We start from the raw sequence: 18,841 nt of genomic DNA, 5'->3' as shown, positions 1-18,841 counted from the left end.
TAGATTTAAGAGTATTAAAATATAAAAGGGCAGATAATTTATCTGCCCTTTTATCAGCTAACCAGAAAGCAGGCCATGAAGCCTGCTTTCTAATATACATTTCAGATTTTATACTCAAGAGTGTTTCGTTGTATGGTGGCCTGTTTCCTTCGAATCAGTGACCGCTTCACTCTCCTGCTCAAATCGGTAGTCTGCGATAGGCTGTGTATTTGGATACAAAGAGCTAAACAAGAAATACCCGACCGCACTTAGCAGCAAGCCGAGGAAGATACCATCTAACCCGAAGAAGTTTACCCACCCATATTTCACAGCCAAAATGCCCAAGGTACCAAGCAACAATGATACCCATGTCCCCTGCTTACTGCCTTTCTGGTAGTAATGGCCAAGTAAATATGGAACTAACGTCCCTCCAGCACGAAGGCTAAATGAGAACATCAAAATTGAAATAATGGCGCCGGTATTGAGCACAGCAACTGCAATCGAGAAAAGACCAATCGCAAGTATGGTCAATCGCGCCACTTTCAACAGTGTTGCCTGATCTGCATCGGGATTGACGTAAACCTTGTAAATATCATTGGCAAAGATAGAACCTGCCCCCAGCAAATCAGACGAAGCTGACGACATGGTTGCAGATGAAATACCTGCAAATAACAATCCAACCAAAACCGGTGGCATTACTTGTACAGCCAATGTAGGAAGCGCGTAGCGGGCACCGTTTTCCACAATAGCTGAGCCGTCGATCATCCCAAGATCAACCATGGTTCGGGCAATAATCCCAAGCGCTGCTGGGATCATGGCAAATGCAAAAAACACCAATGCCGTGAGCAAGCTGCCCACCAATGCCGTCCGGCCATTTTTCGCTGCATACAAACGCTGGGTAACTTCCTGACCACAAATGAAAGAAGCGGCATAAATTAATATGAGGCTAACAATAGTGGGTACCCCGATCCCTTGGGTAAAAGACAATCTCTCGGAACTGGTATTGGCAACGACAACATTCCAACCGCCGACGAGGTCAAGAGAGAATGGCACGACAGCAAGCATACCGAATACAATCATCAACATCTGGGTAAAATCGGTTAACGAAACCGACCATAATCCACCCAGCATGGAATAAATGATTACAACGCAAGAGATAACAATAACCGAAGTTGTATAATCCCAGTCCATGATGACCGACAAAATGACCCCAGACGCAATAAACTGCACTGCGGTTAAACCAATCAAGGGCAGTATCATAATTACCGAAGTAAAAAGCGCCGACGGTTTGTCATATCTCTTACGGAAAAACTCAGGAATGGTTTTAACCATTGCCCGCCTGAGCATTGGTGCAACCAGGGCAATAATAGTAAAGGTTACCCCCATCGTCGCGACATACCACAACGCAGAGAAGCCCCAATCACCATAAGCCTTTTCGACTACCCCCAACGACGAACCTCCACCGATTTCAGTCGCTGCCAATGTACCTGCAATCAGAAAGGGACCAAGCCTTCTTCCTGCTACGAGGAAATCCTCCGAATCACCAATCTTCTTCGATGAATAAATACCTATTCCAATGAGAAAAAACAAATAGCCCACTACAATCATTAAAACTACTGTATTACCTGCCATAAAAGTACTCCTTACTTTTTGAAGCAACAGAACTGTTAATTACTACCTGTAAAGCCTTTCTGTACATCCCCTCACAGCAAGTTCTATTCCGATAAAGCAAAGATGATAACGATTACAATTTTATAAGCTTCTTTATTAAATTACTGGTAGTAAATGTCAAAAAGGCATTGATTAAACGGAGAAAAAATCGAATGAAAAAGTGCTTTCAATCTAAGCATTATTCACTTTCATTGATAGTACTATCATATTGATAACTTCAGGGCATGAACGTTCAAGAGAAATAAAGTTAACTTTTTTTCTGGAGGTTTTGTTAGATATGCCATCTAGCTCATCTGATTCGAATCTTACCTATCTCATTGCTACGACTGTATAAATACTTAGGGTAAAAAACCCAATATATATCTGAATTATCAGAGTCTTCAGCTATCCATAACTCAATTTCTCCTAAATTTATAACAATACGTAATGTGTTCATTTTTTCTGGCCGAGTTCTATTTGTCGTAATATAACTTTGCTTTTTCAATGCGCTTATCAACTTCTGCTCATCAACATCCATAGAAGAGCTTATAATAAAACTGTATTCATCCAAGTGCTCTGACACTTCATTTCTAATCATATGTCTCATTATGAACAATGAAAAAAAACTGATAAACATAAATAAAAACAATACAATCATGAAGTGATTTTTAAGTTGCCACTTCATAAATAAAAATGTAATAAATATTGCAATAATACATATTGGAATAATTCCAAGCACAAACATATACCATACATCAAATACATCTTTCATACAAAACCTACTTACACAGCCCGCTTGAAAGTCTATTAATAGCAAACTTAAACTTACAGCTCCAAAAAATAGTCAGAGTTCAAATTTACTGCTTGAATAAGATAGCCTGAATCTGTACGCATTAAAGTAAATGTAAAAAGGCCACCACCTTTTTCAAACTGAGCTTGAACTATGAATATAGCCACGTCACTGCTACCGGTCTTAGTCGTTACAGAGGAAGTTGACTTAATGAAGGTTGGTTCTTCGAATGATTTTAGTGCACCTAGCTTTGAAAGGTAATTTATTACTTTGAGACCTTGTTCACTTTGAATGTTTTCTTTTCCTTCAGCAGTAAATAAATGCTCAAAGTTAGCTACATCCCAGGTAGCTATTAAGGGAACACTCTTTTCAAGAAATGGGGTAACTTCTGCTTTAACTTGGTGAGTTTCATGTGCAGCCCAATAGAACATCCCCCCAATAAGAAATATACAAACAAATACAATTACTCCCAAAACCTTAAGTATTTTCAACAGGTACTCTCCTTGTACGAAAAACAACTTGATTCATTGAATGGCCTAGCACCATATCAACAACATAAAACCAGAAAATCGCCACTATACAACCTATTGAGTATTTAAAGTGTGTGATAAGTATAGTTTTTACATCTTTTTGTCCTAAACACTAGAATCTTAACTCTCATGCTATCTTCTTTTGTAATATATGCCGTTTAAACGAGCCATAGTAACCCTTAAGAGTCGCTACCTCCTCATAGCCTTGTTTCTTGTAGAAATTTAAAGCCTGAAAGCTAAAGGTATCAAGCGTTGAGGCGACGCACCCTCGCTTTTGGGCTTCATCTTCAGCAGCGCCCAATACCCTAGCACCTAAGTTCTGCCTCTGAGTTTGTCGTCAACCCACAAATATTCGACATGTAACCAATTGCCGCAAGTATTCCCTTTTAAACCTGCCACTATTTCTTCATTTTCACCCTTAAGATAGACAGAAATAGGCTTGAGAGTTTTTTCAACAAATTGAAAATTATAATCCCTTATTCCGGTAATTATTTTTTCATCATCCTCTTTTCGAGGTTTTTCTGTGATTATTAATTCCATCATTTTTCTTAAATCAAACCGCCAACATAAATCGGGCTTTGTATTACTTCCAAATAGCCTTATTGATAAAATCATTTTTCAATATATGTTTATAAAGCGATCCTTATACCAAGTTAATACATTTCAAAAACAAAGCCATTGATATAAAACTATTCACAGGCAAAATACCGCTTCCAATACACTCACCAACAATTACTCTATTAATCATATGGTTAATAGCGCTAACTTCATTAACAAGAAGAAAAATACAATGAATAAATTATTACTTACTCTGTTATTGCCTTTCGCAACATACGCTACAGATACAATCGCTTCAGATACAGCAACATCTAACCAACTTACCCCCGAGGCTATTACTTCATTCCAAGTCAGCAGTGTTCAGGCTAACCAAACTTATACTTATGTCCGCTGCTGGTACCGGCCTCATTATAATCATGACGATCCGGCAACTACCTGGGAGTGGGCACTGGATGAAAACGGCGACTACTTCACTCTAGACGGATATTGGTGGTCATCGGTGTCATATAAAAATATGTTCTATACCGATGCTAACCAAGAGAAAATTATCGAGCGCTGTAAGGCAACACTCGACGTTGATCATAAAACGGCTGATATGAGCTACTATGCCGCTGATAACCGAATGTCTTATAACCACTCGATTTGGTTCAATGATCCCGTTTTCCAGCCACAGACTATCAACAAAATGGTTGCCTTTGGTGATAGCCTGTCTGATACCGGCAATATTTTTAACGCCTCACAATGGCTATTCCCTAACCCTAATTCTTGGTTTTTGGGTCGTTTCTCCAATGGATTGGTATGGACAGAATACTTAGCTCGCGACAAAAACATTCCGCTTTATAACTGGGCAGTCGGTGGTGCTGCCGGCACCAATCAGTATATAGCGCTGACCGGTGTATATGATCAGGTCACCTCTTATCTGACCTATATGAAAATGGCGCAAAACTATCAGCCTGAGCGTACCCTGTTTACCTTGGAGTTCGGCCTGAACGACTTCATGAACTACAACCGTGAAGTCTCTGAAGTCAAAGCAGACTTCAGTAGCGCGCTTATTCGCCTGACAGACGCTGGTGCGCAAAATATCATGCTGTTTACCCTACCGGATGCCACCAAGGCGCCGCAGTTTAAATACTCGACCCAAGATGAGATTGAAAAAGTCCGGGCTAAAATTCAACTATTCAATGTCTATATCCGCGAACAGGCTCAGCTCTATCAAGACAAAGGGATCAACGTCGCGCTGGTCGATGCCGCGCAGATGTTCAACGATATAACCACAGCGCCAAAAGCCCATGGTTTTGAGAATGCCAAAGACGCATGCCTTAATATCAACCGCAGCAGCGCAATGGATTACCTTTACAGCCACAGCCTAACCAATGATTGTGCCTATCATGGCTCTGACAAGTATGTATTCTGGGGGGTCACCCACCCAACCACGGCAACGCACAAATACATCGCTGACAAGATCCTGGCTGGGGTTATCAATCAATACGATTTTTAACTACGGTTTATATTTCTGCGTTAGCTATCTAAACGACAAGTAAAAAGCCACCTTCTGAAGAAGGTGGCTTTGCATTAGCTTTAACTCTTTTTTGCTTATGACATATTGCTACTTATCACGTACTTCTATTTGGCAGCGAGAAACTCTTTCGCCTGCTGCAACCGCAGCCTATCGGCATCCCCTTCACCAGCAACATCAATCAGCATTTGATAATATTGCCCAGCTTTGTCTTTATCTCCAGCCATCTCCGCTGAACGGGCTGCGCCATAGAGGCTGTTAAAGCGATTCTTACTTCGGATCAAGGCTATGACATATTCATCCAATGCTTGTTGATACATTTCCATTTCCCAAAGCATATCGGCCAGCAACTCTCTGGCCGGTATGATTTCGCCAGGTGTCACAGGATGTTTTTCAGTAGTCGCCTCTAAATCGGCAGCACTTTGCATGGTCTGCAATCCTTGTTCACGATCGCCTTGTTGGAATTGATGCCAGGCCAACGCAGACAGGCGCTGAATTTCAACCTGCTTGGCCCAATAGGCCGAGTTTTGTTCGGCTTGAGCCTTCAACTCATCCAGCCTTTTCAGCGCTTTCTCGGCGCCTTGCTTATCACCCGTTCGGGCTGCCCCTAGTGCATTGGCAAAATGAGTAATGGCCTCCATAGCCGGATAGTTATCCCATGGATAACTGCTGGGCGTTTTAGGCACTAGCTCTGCTGCAGCGGACCATTGCTGTCTTTCAAGTGCATACCGGGCCGGCACAGCGGCCAGCGTATAGGCCGACGCAACATGCGGCTGAATCGGTGCATCGAGCCCTTGAATAGTTTCGACTACTTCCAGTGCTTTCGCGTCCTGTGCCTGTTGAAGGTATGAATAGGCCAAGTAATCAAATGCATGGAGGTAATGAAGAGAGAGCTTATCACCCGCCGGATGTTTCTTGGCAGCTTCGGCCGAGCGGATATTCATGGTGATTGATTCTGGCCATAGGCCAAGTCGGGTAAAAATATGCGTTGGCATATGCAAAGCATGAGGAATGGATGGGGCAATATCCCCATAACTGCGAGCCACATCTAATGCTTTGGGCGCCAATTCGGGATAATCATAGGCATGAATTATGTAGTGATGCCCCCCCCCGGATGTTCAGGGATCTTTTCCAACACCGTGGCTGCTGTCTCGCCTGCCTTTTTTTGTATTACATAGCTTTTATCATCCGGTGAAGCCGTCGCCAAATGGGCCAGTGCATAGAAGGCAGTTGCTTCAGGATCATCCGGAAACGACTCCATCACTTTTTTCCACCCTTGCTCGAAAGCAGTGAGGTTAGCGGCTTCTTTGGTATTGCGGCCCTGAGCATAATAACTTTCAACCGCCGCAATATAGGCAAGCTCCCGCGGAGTTTTATCTCCTTTGCTAGCGGCTAATTCAAGCATTGCCTGGCCTTTAGCAAATTCATCTTCATCAGGCGGATCAGACCAAAGGGGATGTATCATTGACATTGCCACTCCCCAATAAGCCATGGCGCAATCAGGGTCACTTTTGATGACGTCTTCGAACGTTGCCTGAGCACCGACGTAGGTCATGTGGTGCAGCAAAGCCAGCCCTTTATCCAGCATTGGCTGGCTGTCTGAATTGCAAGAGGTAGGAAATTGAACGGTGCCTAGTTTTTCCTTGTCATCGGAGTGGGATGCCGCGTGAGCACTCTGGCCAAGGAATGTTGAGCTGATAAATATGGCCGCCATCAATCGCAGGCCATGCCGACTATTCATACTCATATTCTTACTCCAGAACATAGGTAAGATTTACGAAAGTATAGGTAAAAAACCTGCTCAGTGATGATTCAAAGGACGAATTATCTCTTTGCCGACAACATGGTGTTTTATTTAGATATGATAACCTCCAACAACGTGGCCAAATTTTTTGGGCTACTACAACCTTCTCTTACCATTTCCTATCAACTGCTCAGACCTTATTTAGTGATAAGGTTAATAAAATCAAACCAATGAAATTGTCATACTAAACGGTTCACACTCCACATACTGTAAAGGAAATACGGATGTTAAAACCGCTTGGGATCGCCCTAACCGCTTCTACCCTTCTATTATCAAATCTTGCTTTTGCCGGAGAGCATGTTTTCGCGCAGGCATCAAAAGGCAGCTTCAACGATGCGGCTATCACTAAACTGTTTGAACAACAGCCAGCGCTAAGTGCGGCCGTGACGTTTGCGGGGACGCCAAGCAACACCTTCAAGCAATCTATTGAACATGATGCCCTTGCTTTCAGCGCGGTAGAGAACAGCACCATTGAAGGCCGTTTGGTGCAAGCCACGGTGGAGGCTTTTCAGCAATACCGTTTAGTTGAAGCCAAGGCATTCATTACTACGCCGATTGAAATGTGTGTATTAATGAACCACCAAGATGTCACCAACGATACGGCGATTACCACCATTGCCTCCCACCCTGCTGCCTTGAAACAGATCGACAGCTGGAAAAATAGCTTCGAGCCTAAAGAGCTAGCAATCCCCGAAGGTACGGCAGCGGCAGCCCAGAAGGTTGCGAACCAAGAATTGCCGTCCGGTACAGCAGCGATTGGTGCCTGCGTACTGAGTAACGTCTACACCAACCTGAAAGTAGTCGAGCAAGGCGTACAGGATAACAAGAACAACAAAACCTCGTTCTTGCTGATGGACGTTGAGCCACGTGAAGAAAAAATCAGTGAAGCGCAAGCGCGCAAAGAGCTAACCGCAGCCATTGAGGCCGGCAAGAAACTGGCGAAAGCTGAGCAGTAGTGAGTTTGATAGGCTCCCATGGAAAACACGGGTGTCGTTATCCATTCGCATCTCAAGGCTAACTAATTGATAAATATTAAGTGTTGATGGCGATATCAGGGTGATATCGCCATGGTTTTAGGAATCAATTACACCGTCTTCTTGGTTGGCTGAGTGACTTCTTTATTGCCTTGTTCCTGGGGCTCTTCATAACCGGTGATCATGGTCCTGATGTGACTCAGAGGAGTTGGCCCTGTGGTTGTCATATAGACATGTACAATTAAGAAAATCAGGATCAAAAATGCAGTGGCCAGGTGCACGTTTGATAGCGTGGACAACGAGAACACTTCGAGCCCAAAGGGATAAGCAAGTAACAATAAGCCCGAGAGCCAAATGACAGGCGCCAATAGCAACTTGAAACCCAAGTAAGAGAAACGCTGTAACGGGTTGTGTTTGCGCTCCGGTGTCGCTTTATAGGGGTGAGGTTTGCCGAAGAAGATATCCTTACTGTAATAACGAATGACGGCCATCAGCTTCTCCGTAGTTGGGATGTATTGCCGCCACTCCCCTGTGGTGAAATGCCAGAAAATGGCAAACAGCCAAAGAATGATCAAGGCAAGTGCCCCCACCTCATGCCAAAGCAGTGCTTGCTCGAAACCCAGCCAGCTAAAAAAGCCGTGGATTTCAAACCCTGTTACTAACATGGCCAACATCAGCAAGCTTTGCGACCAATGCCAGAAACGCTCAAACCGTTTATAAATCATCTGACGCATAACTCACTCCTTGTCTTTTTTGTTGGGGACGAACACTCGCAACTGAGCATGAATGCACACGACCCCGAATACTATCACCACCAACCACCGAAGGAAGGGCTCCCCTCTGAAGGTGTGGGATTGACCGGGAATATGGAAGCCCGCCAATTTAGTCATTCGGCCATCCGGGTTATGGCAAGCCTGGCACTCCAGCGCTTTTTCAGCAGGGGCAACCATATGGGTGATTGGGAAGTGGTATTCGGTATTGATGAAATCAAGCTCACCACTAAAGGTTTCACCACTAGCTTCCATCCCTGCCTGTGCTGAGGCATCCCAGTCGTAGCTTTTCCAGTATGCGGCTTTGTCTTTACCGAATAGATGCGGTGTAACCATGATTTGGGTTTCGCTATCGTAGGGCTGTATGCCTTTCATCACCTTGAATGGCCAGATACGGGAATCGTCATCACCACAACGTCCTTGCGGGGTCGTTAACGCAATAATGCCGGCCTCATTAGGTATGACTTTCTCACCGACAACGGTGTAGTCAATATCGCCGTTGAAACACACATACTCTGGTACGACATTCATTTTCCAGATAAAGTCACCTTTTTTCGGGGTATAGGTTACGTTGCCCCATTGGTCTTTGGTGACTGGACGGCTCTTGTCACCTGCGGTTGACCAGTCCCAAAAAGTCTTGGTAGCTTTTTCACGGGCGAACTCGGGAATATGGCAAGTCTGGCAAGCGATGTTGTCAACGTGTTGGTTGAGGCGAATGGCATTTCGGGAGCCTTTATGCGGCTCGATACCATGGCAGGATTCGCAGCTTGCCCGGCTAAAATCACTGTGGCCGGGAATATCGATACCTGAGGTATCTTTCGCAAGCATCGCGTAGCGCGAGCCCTTGGTTTGGTGATTGCTCGTGGTATGGCAGTCTTGGCAGTTGAGGTTCGCGCCCTCTTCCGATAAATGGACATCCAGCTCTGGTGACGCACTAAACAGAGTTGAGTCCATATCTCCATGTTTTACCGAGTCCCCGCCTCCACCGAAAAAGTGGCAGGCACCACAATTTTCTATATCTGGGGTGGCAACACTTTGGGCGGCCATTGCTAAATCAACCGCAGGTAACATCTTGCCAGAGCCTTTCGGCCACTCCTTGTCGACATAGTTGGGGTGGCCGGCATCGGTCGGGAACTTGCGGTACTGCCCAGATTGCTCGTGGCAGATCAGGCAGTCGATACTTTCCTGCTTGGTGAAGTCAAAGCTATCATCCTTCCAGCCATAACCGGCATGGCAACTGGTACAGCGTGGTTCATTGGAAGCGGTAGCAATACAGAAGTTATTGACGACGTTTGTTTTACCGTACATGGCATCACTACCCGTTTTGCCATGTTGCCAGGTCCAGTGTGTGGACTGTTGTAATTGCTCTCCAGCTTCGGTGTGACAATCCAGACAGGCTTTAGTGACTTGCTCTGCACGCTCAAAAGGACCATGCAGTTGTTCAAAGTTGGTGTGATCGGCGGTCGAGGCAATAATTTGAAGAGGCAGAACCAAAATAGCTGCAACGCAAACAGCCCGACACCATATCGAGAATGTAATCCTATCCATTGTAGCGCCTCCTTACATTAGCTGTTACTTAATTAAGTGATCGCTAATGCTAGAATGCCAATACAATTGAAAGCAGATTTGTCCCACATCAAAAAAGTCGTTCAAAAAATGCACAACTTATGTGTTGGGTCACATTCTCTTATCATCCAGGGGCTGTGTCGTAACTTTTTCTCCTATCACACAAACAATGTGTTAGGTGTGTTGAGCTATTTCAGATCGTAACCGTGGTATTTTTGCGCTATAAGTGATTTGGTGTGACGATTGGTATGGTGTGACGATTGGTACGTAACTCATTTTTGGACATTTCTGAGTCAGTTATATTACTAAATTAGAATGTTATTGATTATGTCTGGTATGGAAAGGTAACGCCCGCTTAAGTGGTGAGCAACGCAATACGATGTTTCCGCACACCACCTTAATCACTAAAATCAACACATGGTAAAAATGCCACGCGTTGCGAATCCGTCTTGAAGCGTTTGTTATATAGATTTTTTATGACGCAATACTGAGATAACAAGTATCCCAAGACTCACGGCAATAATAGCCCCAATATGGAAATTACCTACTAAATTTGTCGATAGAGGATCAAAGGAAGAAATATTCAATCCGGCCTTCTCTCCAAACTTCACTGCGATATCCCCAAGCTGTATCAACTGCTCTTGACCTGCAATTAAGGCAAGATGATTACCATAGCAGAAAAACCAATACGCGATGAGGATTGCAATTGGTTCTTTGATAGAGCGAGTGGCTTTATCGCTGCCCACTACAAACCCTGATATAGCAAGAGTAACCGCGCTAAAGTAACCCCAAACTTTATCCACTTGATCATATTGAACTTGATAAATTTGAATTGCTTCCATTGCTAGCTTTACTTCATCCATGATTTCTACCATCACTATCTCCAATCTACATAACGCGCTAAGTAGTGAGCAACGCTACCACGAAACTTAACCATACCACCGTAAACACAAAACCCAACGATGGAACGAAAAATGCCATGCGTTGAGAATCTGTCTTAAACGCTTTGTTAAGGCTATGTTTACTCGATAGCAGTTGCTACAGCCTGTTGTGCCATTGTGCCTAAACGAGACCTTTCACTATCATTGACCCCAAGCCAGTTTGGAATCAAAGCTCCTTGGGATGCAAAATGCTCAACGTGCACTATCGTAATTGCACCATCCGTATATGCAACATCATTGATCCAGCGCCATTCACCACCTCTGGCACTTTTAAATAATTTAAATGCCTCTCTCACATAGTTTTGTTTAGTTCCCAAACCAAACATTAGTATAAGCTTCGTCTCATAAGGTAATTCAGACAAAAATTCTTTTGTACAATTCTGGGCTATGGAATGACCAAAGCTTGTTGCTACAAATTTGTCTAGCATTCCACCACCCGAGCCTTTCCATTTGTTAGTTTTGAAATCGTACCTTTCAACTGTGCACCTAACCAATGAGCCAAAATGGAAATTGCCTGTTTTGTTAGCGATTAACTTATCCACTTCACGCTTTATCAGCTCATTATCCTCTAGTTTTGGAATCAGCCCAACGTGAGCCATTATTTTTCCGACATTAAGCCTACTGCCTTTATACGCGATTTCATCGTGGTGAATACTAGCTAAAGCACCTGCTTGCGTGGGACCTTTAGAAAAGCCTAATACAACAACTTTCGGCTTCCGGCTACCCCAAGTTAATGGATTCGCCGTAATCCGCCAGCCATCTCGCTCTTCTTTAGTTACATCGAATTTAATGTCGCACTGTGAGTAACAATTATCACATTTAACTCTTCCATGCTCTGGTAGCATATTCATTATTTCCTCAGATAAACTTGATAAGTAGCCCTAACGCCTGCAATAAGGTGTGCCCCACTGAACCAGCAAAGTGCACCGAACTTCATACCAAAACCGCCGAGTGTAACGCATCACCTTGATTGCCTTGTTAGGCATTAATAATCAGGTAGTTGGATTCTCTTAATCTGTGTTGCTGGTGTATTTACAGGTAAACAGATCTCAACACCACCACCAGATTGCCCAAATAATGGAGCAACTGTACCTATATTGATCGTTGTACCAGCAGAAAGTCTATATCTAAACACATAGCTTGCTGGTAATGGTATTGGAAGAGCAAATCGACCTACGGCACCAAGCCCAGTATCAGCATGAGCGAGTTCCCTATCAGTTGTGATATATGTTCCTTGATTTAGTTCACCTTGAACAAAACGACGATCAACCGGAGAACAGACATAACGTAAAAATTCAGTAGCAGCCTGAAGTTGAACTGAAATTATAAGGGGGAAAGGACCAGAGGTACCAGCATATGCACTTGAAACATTAGCCTGACGTAAGGCTGATGCAGCCGTATTTCGATTATGGCTACATTTTAGCGATTCATAAAAACTAAAAGCTTTCCTTTGTGTAGTTATAGGTAATAAATTCCCACGGACTAGGTCATCAATGCAGTAGAATGTTTTATCTGTATATAAAGGAAGCGCAGTACCATCATGTAATACAGCTAAGTACCCATTAAGAGTCTTTACAATATAGAACCCCATTCCAGTGGCATGTTGCTGATGTAACCCGTCCATATTATTCTTTACTAATTGCATTAAGGGTTTGGGATCTTGCATTTGAAGTCTTCATATACGTTTAACAGGTAAACTAACTATAGATGCCAAATTCTGCCACAACTAATGAATCACTGAATGCCTAACAGCTTTATATATTGAAACTTTCTTTTTATCACATCAACATTACACTAAGCACAGCGTAATAAATCTTTGAATATATTCGATTTAATTGTTCATTTCTGTGTGATATGTTGAATTTTTCAACATATCACTATCTCCTATATCAAAAGACCCTGATAAGACCTAAGACTTGCCGATACTTTAGGATTAGAAAAAGTAAGCTATTGCACTACTTGATCCACTCTATTGATACATTTAACTAAAATAGAATGGGGCATAAATTTGGTAGCCCGACTGACATGTATGCCTCAACTCACCGCCCTAGATATCGACAATTTTGAGCATTGGTAGCTCATACGGTACTCTTTCTCAGACTGGTCAATGAGCTCAAACTTTGATTTTTGGTATAACTCAATCGCTGCGGTGTTAAGTTTATACACTGTCAAGATGAGCTCGTTTTCAATTCTTGAATCAAGTACAGATTTTGCTTTTTGAAGCATGATGCTTCCAAGTGATCTCCCCCTGAATGCTTGCGACACATACATCTGTACAACTTCTAGCGACCTACCATCCTCCCGAGACAATAGCCCGCATAAACCCACGAGCTTTTCACCGATGAAAGCACCTATCATCGCTCCTTGCTCACTTTCCTCTTCCAGCAACGTTTGAAAGTAAAGTTTATTTAACTCAGACTGCTCTTTAAAGCTTGCCCCGTAGAGCTCTGGGTGCAACTGAAGACTCTCCAGCCTCAGCACTCTATACGAACTACTATCGTTTTTACCAAGTAACCTGCAACTTACCTGCATAATCGTTCCCTTAAATTCAACTCTTAGCTTATTCAGCAGCATTACAGATGGTCAGAATATCTACATAAGGAAAACTAAGTCAAACTCAATGGATTCTGTAAGTAAAGTTGTGAGCTCTAAACCATAAAGGGGCAAAAACGAGTTAGCAGCCCAACAAAAAAAGTACCTAGCGGCCCCAACAGAATCAAATATCAAAATTACAAGTGAGAAAATTAAACCGTTACATTCTTAATCGCTGCTCGCCCCATCGGGTTAAGAGATTAAACCAAACTTGAACAGTATTCGCCTTTTCCACCCTCTTCATTTCCACTGCGCCTTCATCGGATCCACAAGATCATTTCAAAAATGTCGTTTAGATCTCACTTACCAGTTTGACTTTTACCCATATGATCGTAGAACATAACTAGTAAACCGATTTACCAAACCGATTTACTGGAGCGTTCACCAAGTGGCGCTTCCCCGATTTACGGAGATCAATGATGAAAATTGAAGACATAAAAGTGTATGTAACCAACCCTGGCCGCAACTTTGTTACGGTCAAAGTGATCACTGACGAGGGGGTCTATGGTCTCGGGGACGCTACTGTAAATGGCCGTGAGATGGCTGTGGCCAGCTATTTAGAGGAGCATGTGAGACCTTGTTTGATCGGGCGTGATCCTCACCAGATTGAAGACATTTGGCAGTACCTCTACATGGGTGTGTACTGGCGTCGAGGTCCTATTACCATGGCTGCCATCGCAGCAATTGATATGGCTCTTTGGGACATTAAAGGTAAAGTTGCGAACCTTCCAGTTTACCAACTTCTGGGTGGTAAATGCCGAACAGGTGTTACGCTTTATGCCCACGCAAACGGCGAAACCATTGAAGATACGCTCGATATTGCAGAAAAGTATATTGAACAGGGCTTTAAGGCGATCCGACTACAGACGGCGATCCCCGGCCTTAGCGAGACCTACGGCGTGCTAGGTGATCGTAAAGATTACTTTGAGCTACAGGGAAACCGTCCACTGCCGCCAGAGCAGGAATGGTCAACCCCTAAGTATTTTGAACTGGTGCCAGAGCTATTTGCCAAAGCGAAAGAGCGTTTCGGTAACCGCGCCCAGTTCTGCCACGATGTCCACAGCCGCTTGACGCCGATTGAATCAGCGAAACTTGGCAAGATGCTTGAACCCTATAACCTATTGTTCCTAGAAGATGCCTCAATCGCTGAGAACCAAGATAATTACAAGTTAATTCGCCACCACACCACAACGCCTCTGGCACTCGGTGAGACCTACAATACCATCTGGGATTGTAAAGACTTGATCCAAAACCAGCTGATTGACTATATCCGTGCGGCGGCCACTCACGCAGGCGGGATCACTGGTATGAAGAAAATCGCTGACTTTGCTGCTATCTACAATGTTCGCACCGCTCCACACGGTGCACCTGACTTGTCGCCTATCTGTTTTGCGGCACATATGCACCTCAATATTTCAACGCACAACTACGGCGTCCAGGAGTTTGTTGGCTTTGGTAACGAGGCTTCACAGAAGATCTTCAAGCACGAGATGAAACTCGAAAACGGCATGATCATAGTCAGCGATGCGCCAGGACTTGGGGTTGAATTCGATGAAGAAGAAGCGGCCAAACATGAATACAAACGTTCATACCTACCAGTGAGCCGTCTGGAAGATGGCACTCTGTGGCACTGGTAATACCTGCATTTATCTAAGTGAAACAACTGACTTGTTAATTGATCTGCCTGCCGGATAGCAGGCAGAAAATTAGCCCTGACTGTACCCCATTAGGAAAGTTAGACAGATGATATATGAATACCTTGTGATCCTCGGCTATTTTGCCCTGATTGTTGGCATTGGCTTTGCGTTTAAACGACTCGCTAACCGTTCTACCAGTGACTACTTCCGAGGCGGCGGTAAGATGCTGTGGTGGATGGTAGGCTCAACCGCCTTTATGACCCAGTTTTCGGCCTGGACCTTTACCGGCGCTGCAGGTAAGGCGTTCAACGATGGTTTTACCGTTACTATGGTCTTCCTGGCCAACGCCATCGCCTACTTTGTCGGCTACCTCTACTTCTCGCACCGTTTCCGCCAAATGCGGGTCGATACTCCGACTGAAGGTGTACGCCGTCGCTTCGGCAGCCACAACGAGAAGTTCTTCTCTTGGACCCTGATTATCTTCAGCTTTATAAATGCTGGGGTTTCGCTAAATGCCCTCGGTGTCTTTGCCAGTGCAGTTTTCAACTCAGACCTCCATACCACTATCGTATTGACGGGGCTAGCAGTGCTATTAGTCTCGGTGATTTCCGGGGCTTGGGGTGTCGTTGCCTCAGACTTTATCCAAACTTTGGTGGTCGCGATTGTCTCTGTCGCGTGTGCAATTGTGGCACTGATTGCTGTGGGAGGCCCTTCGACCATAGTGACCGAGTTCCCGACAAGTTTTGTGATGGGCCCTGAGATGAACTACCCATTGCTGCTGGTGTGTGCTTTCTTTTTCTTTGTGGTGAAACAGCTGCAAAGCATCAACAACATGCAGGACTCCTATCGCTTCCTAAACGCCAAGGACTCCTCTCATGCCCGTAAAGCCGCGCTACTGGCAACGGTACTGATGGGCCTTGGTAGTATCATCTGGTTTATTCCACCATGGGCTGCAGCAATCCTCTACCCTGACGCCACTGCTGAGTATCCGCAACTGGGTGCAAAAGCTGCAGATGCGGTCTACCTTGTGATCGCGAAGAATACCATGCCTGTCGGTACTGTCGGTCTGCTGTTAGCCGGCCTGTTTGCTGCCACGATGTCGACGATGGACTCGGCGCTAAACCGTAACTCTGGTATTTTTGTCCGCAGCCTCTACCAGCCATATTTTGGTAAAGGTAAACAGATGAGCGATACCCACTTATTGCATGTCGGTAAGGTGATGAGTATGGCGAGCGGTATTTTTGTTATCTTCGTGGCACTGTTCTTTAGCTCGCTGAAAGATATGAGTTTGTTCGAGCTGATGATGTCGGTTTCTACCATGTTGCAGGTACCGCTGCTGATCCCGCTCTTCTTCGGTATGCTAATCAAGCGTACGCCTAGCTGGGCACCATGGGCGACTGTCTTGGTAGGTATGGTTGTCTCCTGGATGATGAGCAACGTGATCAGCGCTGACATGATTGCCGGTTGGTTCGGTATTGAGGAGCTAACCCGCCGTGAAGCCAGCGAGATCCGAATTGCCGCAACGATTGCAGCACACCTGTTGATCACTTCAAGCTTCTTTATCGGTTCTTCACTGTTCTACCGCGAAGAGAAAGATGCGATAAAACAAGAAACCGAAGACTTCTTTACGGATATAGAGACGCCAATCGTTTCAGAAAAAGGCTATGACCAAGTGGATGCTGAACAGCGCCATAAGTTGGGCTCGATGGTCATGACGATGGGGATCGGTCTATTGGCAATGATGCTGATCCCTAACCCGCTATGGGGAAGAATGGTCTTCTTGCTCTGTGCCTTGGCTGTGTTTTCTATTGGCTGGATGCTAAAACGAAAATCGTTGCAGCAAACTGATGGAGCCACTGTAACTCAGAGCTAAATCAAAGCTGTCATTTCACATACCAAAATTAAGGTCACCTGGAGATAGGTGACCTATTTTATTTTTGCCGAAGTTACTGTTGTTGCGTTATCCGCAACTCATATCGCACAAGTTGACTGCCGCCCGATGAACTCACAAGCCACAACTTTATGTTCCGGACTGTCTAGCTGACCTTTTATTGCCTGAATAGCAAGTTTGGCCGTCTCATGCCCTATTTGGTAGGAATCCTGCTTGATGACCGAAACGGGTACTTTGAAAAGTTCAACCATAGGGATCTCGTCAAAACCGATGATCGAAACCTGCTGTGGTATAGCAATATCAGCGTTGTGGTAAGCCTTCAACAAGTCAGTCGTAATCGCCAAATGCTGACTGAATATCGCTGTCGGCGGGTTATCTGTTTGCAGTAACTCTACCGGGTCTTTAACAAAGCCGCTCTCGCGTTGCCAAAAATGCAGTAGTGTTTCGTCGGCTTCGATTCCATGCTTATCCAGCGCATCAAGATATCCTTGGTATCGCTCGCGACGCGAATAACTGTTGGTAAATTCCTGCGCCATAAAACAGATACGCTTATGACCCAGCTTAATCAAATGCTCCGTCGCCTGAAATGCAGCATTTTGGTAATCCGAAGTAACGATATGACTTCTGCAGTTAGGGTACTCGAGTTGAAACTGAACCACAGGCATTCCTGCCCCCATCAGTTCATTAATCAGTTCGGAGTTGTGACCTGAAGATGTAATGATTATACCGTCAACACAAAGCTGTTTCAGAGACTGTAGCGCCCCCTTTTCGGCAGCAGCATCGAAATCACTGTTATAGATCAAAACATTATAATTATGCTTCTTACAGTAGTCATCGATCCCCCGCAATACCCGGCTGGTGTTGTAACCAGTGATATCACGCACCACCACGCCTATGGTGTGGGTTTTCTCGGCTTTCAAGCTACGTGCGATAGGGTTAGGCACATAGTTCAACTCAGCAATAGAGGCCTTAATCTTTTGCTTGGTCTCTTCTGACATATGGCTGTAACGGCCATTAAGATATTGTGACACAGTGCTTTTAGACACTCCCGCATGGGTCGCAACATCGACTATGCGTACCTTCTTCATACAATACTCGAGTCATTTTCGGGTGTAATTTACTGCGCTACATCATAGCTAAGCCCCTAAATGAGCACAAGTAAATCGGTTTACAAAGATGGCCATTTATCTTTTTAGCGAACTCACGGGAAGTGACAATATGATAATAGAAAAACGACTCAATTCCTGTTGGAGAGTATATGGGCCAGCCTAAAACTGACTGACTAGGGGGGAGATCTAAACTATGCTTTTTGCTGTGTAAGGTTATGAATAATAGCTGTAAAACAATTGCATAGGGAGCCTGTATGAAACGTCTACTTTTGACATTATCGCTTACTGTTGCGTCTAGTCTACCTGCAACGATAGCACAAAATGTGGAAATCGCGCAAAAACACCAGCTAGATGGTTTTTTGAGTAGCTATTGCTTAGATATGGTTGGACAGGGCGAAAATGCTACCATTGATAAACCACTACAGTCTCATACGTGATATAGCTACCGTGGTGATTTAGGTATCGATCAAGTGTTTGACTCAACGAAACTCGCCCAAAACCAGTTTTACCTCCCCCATTTTGATCTGTGTGCAG

At 44.5% G+C, this 18,841-nt stretch carries 19 protein-coding genes; 5 read left to right on the top strand and 14 right to left on the bottom strand.

Going from position 1 to position 18,841, the window contains the following annotated elements; translation table 11 throughout:
- Nucleotides 1-114: 114 nt before the first annotated feature.
- From ACXAGQ_RS13245 to ACXAGQ_RS13225, 5 genes are all read right to left on the bottom strand, one after another.
- Nucleotides 115-1,611: a sodium:solute symporter family protein gene (locus ACXAGQ_RS13245; RefSeq protein ID WP_475254327.1), complete on the bottom strand. Its 1,497-nt coding sequence runs from the start codon at nucleotides 1,609-1,611 to the stop codon at nucleotides 115-117.
- A gap of 328 nt (nucleotides 1,612-1,939) precedes the next feature.
- Nucleotides 1,940-2,401, bottom strand: a complete 462-nt coding sequence (locus ACXAGQ_RS13240; protein WP_475254326.1) for a hypothetical protein — start codon at nucleotides 2,399-2,401, stop codon at nucleotides 1,940-1,942.
- Nucleotides 2,402-2,454: 53 nt separating this feature from the next.
- Nucleotides 2,455-2,910 (bottom strand): hypothetical protein, encoded by a 456-nt coding sequence (locus ACXAGQ_RS13235; protein WP_475254324.1) that lies wholly within the window; start codon nucleotides 2,908-2,910, stop codon nucleotides 2,455-2,457.
- A gap of 166 nt (nucleotides 2,911-3,076) precedes the next feature.
- Nucleotides 3,077-3,250 (bottom strand): GNAT family N-acetyltransferase, encoded by a 174-nt coding sequence (locus tag ACXAGQ_RS13230; RefSeq protein ID WP_475254323.1) that lies wholly within the window; start codon nucleotides 3,248-3,250, stop codon nucleotides 3,077-3,079.
- 11 nt (nucleotides 3,251-3,261) lie between these two features.
- Nucleotides 3,262-3,489: a hypothetical protein gene (locus tag ACXAGQ_RS13225; protein ID WP_475254322.1), complete on the bottom strand. Its 228-nt coding sequence runs from the start codon at nucleotides 3,487-3,489 to the stop codon at nucleotides 3,262-3,264.
- 250 nt (nucleotides 3,490-3,739) lie between these two features.
- Here ACXAGQ_RS13225 and ACXAGQ_RS13220 point away from each other — a divergent pair, with 250 nt between their 5' ends.
- Complete coding sequence (locus ACXAGQ_RS13220; RefSeq protein ID WP_475254321.1) at nucleotides 3,740-5,005, top strand: SGNH/GDSL hydrolase family protein; 1,266 nt, start codon at nucleotides 3,740-3,742, stop codon at nucleotides 5,003-5,005.
- A gap of 125 nt (nucleotides 5,006-5,130) precedes the next feature.
- On the opposite strand, the gene ACXAGQ_RS13215 is transcribed toward ACXAGQ_RS13220, so the two are convergent.
- Both ACXAGQ_RS13215 and ACXAGQ_RS13210 read right to left on the bottom strand, forming a co-directional pair.
- Nucleotides 5,131-6,069, bottom strand: a complete 939-nt coding sequence (locus tag ACXAGQ_RS13215) for a hypothetical protein (protein WP_475254320.1) — start codon at nucleotides 6,067-6,069, stop codon at nucleotides 5,131-5,133.
- 44 nt (nucleotides 6,070-6,113) lie between these two features.
- Nucleotides 6,114-6,770, bottom strand: a complete 657-nt coding sequence (locus ACXAGQ_RS13210; protein WP_475254319.1) for a hypothetical protein — start codon at nucleotides 6,768-6,770, stop codon at nucleotides 6,114-6,116.
- Between the two features lie 281 nt (nucleotides 6,771-7,051).
- On the opposite strand from ACXAGQ_RS13210, the gene ACXAGQ_RS13205 reads away from it, so the two are divergent.
- Nucleotides 7,052-7,783, top strand: coding sequence for a prephenate dehydratase domain-containing protein (locus ACXAGQ_RS13205; RefSeq protein WP_475241668.1), 732 nt, complete (start codon nucleotides 7,052-7,054; stop codon nucleotides 7,781-7,783).
- Between the two features lie 128 nt (nucleotides 7,784-7,911).
- Here ACXAGQ_RS13205 and ACXAGQ_RS13200 read toward each other — a convergent pair whose 3' ends face one another.
- From ACXAGQ_RS13200 to ACXAGQ_RS13175, 6 genes are all read right to left on the bottom strand, one after another.
- Nucleotides 7,912-8,535 carry a cytochrome b/b6 domain-containing protein gene (locus ACXAGQ_RS13200; protein WP_475254317.1) on the bottom strand — a complete coding sequence of 208 codons (624 nt, stop codon included), beginning with the start codon at nucleotides 8,533-8,535 and terminating at the stop codon, nucleotides 7,912-7,914.
- Nucleotides 8,536-8,538: 3 nt separating this feature from the next.
- Entirely contained in the window at nucleotides 8,539-10,119 is a 1,581-nt protein-coding gene (locus ACXAGQ_RS13195; protein ID WP_475254315.1) for a tetrathionate reductase family octaheme c-type cytochrome, read from the bottom strand.
- A gap of 479 nt (nucleotides 10,120-10,598) precedes the next feature.
- Nucleotides 10,599-11,012: a hypothetical protein gene (locus tag ACXAGQ_RS13190; protein WP_475254313.1), complete on the bottom strand. Its 414-nt coding sequence runs from the start codon at nucleotides 11,010-11,012 to the stop codon at nucleotides 10,599-10,601.
- A gap of 146 nt (nucleotides 11,013-11,158) precedes the next feature.
- Complete coding sequence (locus ACXAGQ_RS13185) at nucleotides 11,159-11,923, bottom strand: hypothetical protein (RefSeq protein ID WP_475254311.1); 765 nt, start codon at nucleotides 11,921-11,923, stop codon at nucleotides 11,159-11,161.
- A gap of 140 nt (nucleotides 11,924-12,063) precedes the next feature.
- Nucleotides 12,064-12,744 (bottom strand): hypothetical protein, encoded by a 681-nt coding sequence (locus ACXAGQ_RS13180; protein WP_475254310.1) that lies wholly within the window; start codon nucleotides 12,742-12,744, stop codon nucleotides 12,064-12,066.
- A gap of 368 nt (nucleotides 12,745-13,112) precedes the next feature.
- Nucleotides 13,113-13,610: a GNAT family N-acetyltransferase gene (locus tag ACXAGQ_RS13175; protein ID WP_475254308.1), complete on the bottom strand. Its 498-nt coding sequence runs from the start codon at nucleotides 13,608-13,610 to the stop codon at nucleotides 13,113-13,115.
- A 476-nt stretch (nucleotides 13,611-14,086) separates the two neighbouring features.
- Here ACXAGQ_RS13175 and manD point away from each other — a divergent pair, with 476 nt between their 5' ends.
- Entirely contained in the window at nucleotides 14,087-15,307 is a 1,221-nt protein-coding gene (gene manD, locus ACXAGQ_RS13170) for a D-mannonate dehydratase ManD (protein WP_475254306.1), read from the top strand.
- A 106-nt stretch (nucleotides 15,308-15,413) separates the two neighbouring features.
- Entirely contained in the window at nucleotides 15,414-17,180 is a 1,767-nt protein-coding gene (locus ACXAGQ_RS13165; RefSeq protein ID WP_475254305.1) for a sodium:solute symporter family protein, read from the top strand.
- Nucleotides 17,181-17,278: 98 nt separating this feature from the next.
- Here the strand turns inward: ACXAGQ_RS13165 and ACXAGQ_RS13160 are convergent, their stop codons facing one another.
- Entirely contained in the window at nucleotides 17,279-18,286 is a 1,008-nt protein-coding gene (locus ACXAGQ_RS13160) for a LacI family DNA-binding transcriptional regulator (protein WP_475254304.1), read from the bottom strand.
- A gap of 275 nt (nucleotides 18,287-18,561) precedes the next feature.
- Between ACXAGQ_RS13160 and ACXAGQ_RS13155 the strand changes: the two genes are divergently transcribed.
- Entirely contained in the window at nucleotides 18,562-18,744 is a 183-nt protein-coding gene (locus ACXAGQ_RS13155) for a hypothetical protein (RefSeq protein ID WP_475254302.1), read from the top strand.
- The last annotated feature ends 97 nt before the right edge of the window (nucleotides 18,745-18,841 follow it).

The organism is Photobacterium sp. ABD4_091 (genome assembly GCF_056160145.1).
The sequence above is the reverse complement of the archived record's forward strand: the minus strand, read 5'-3'. Positions and strand labels throughout refer to the sequence as shown.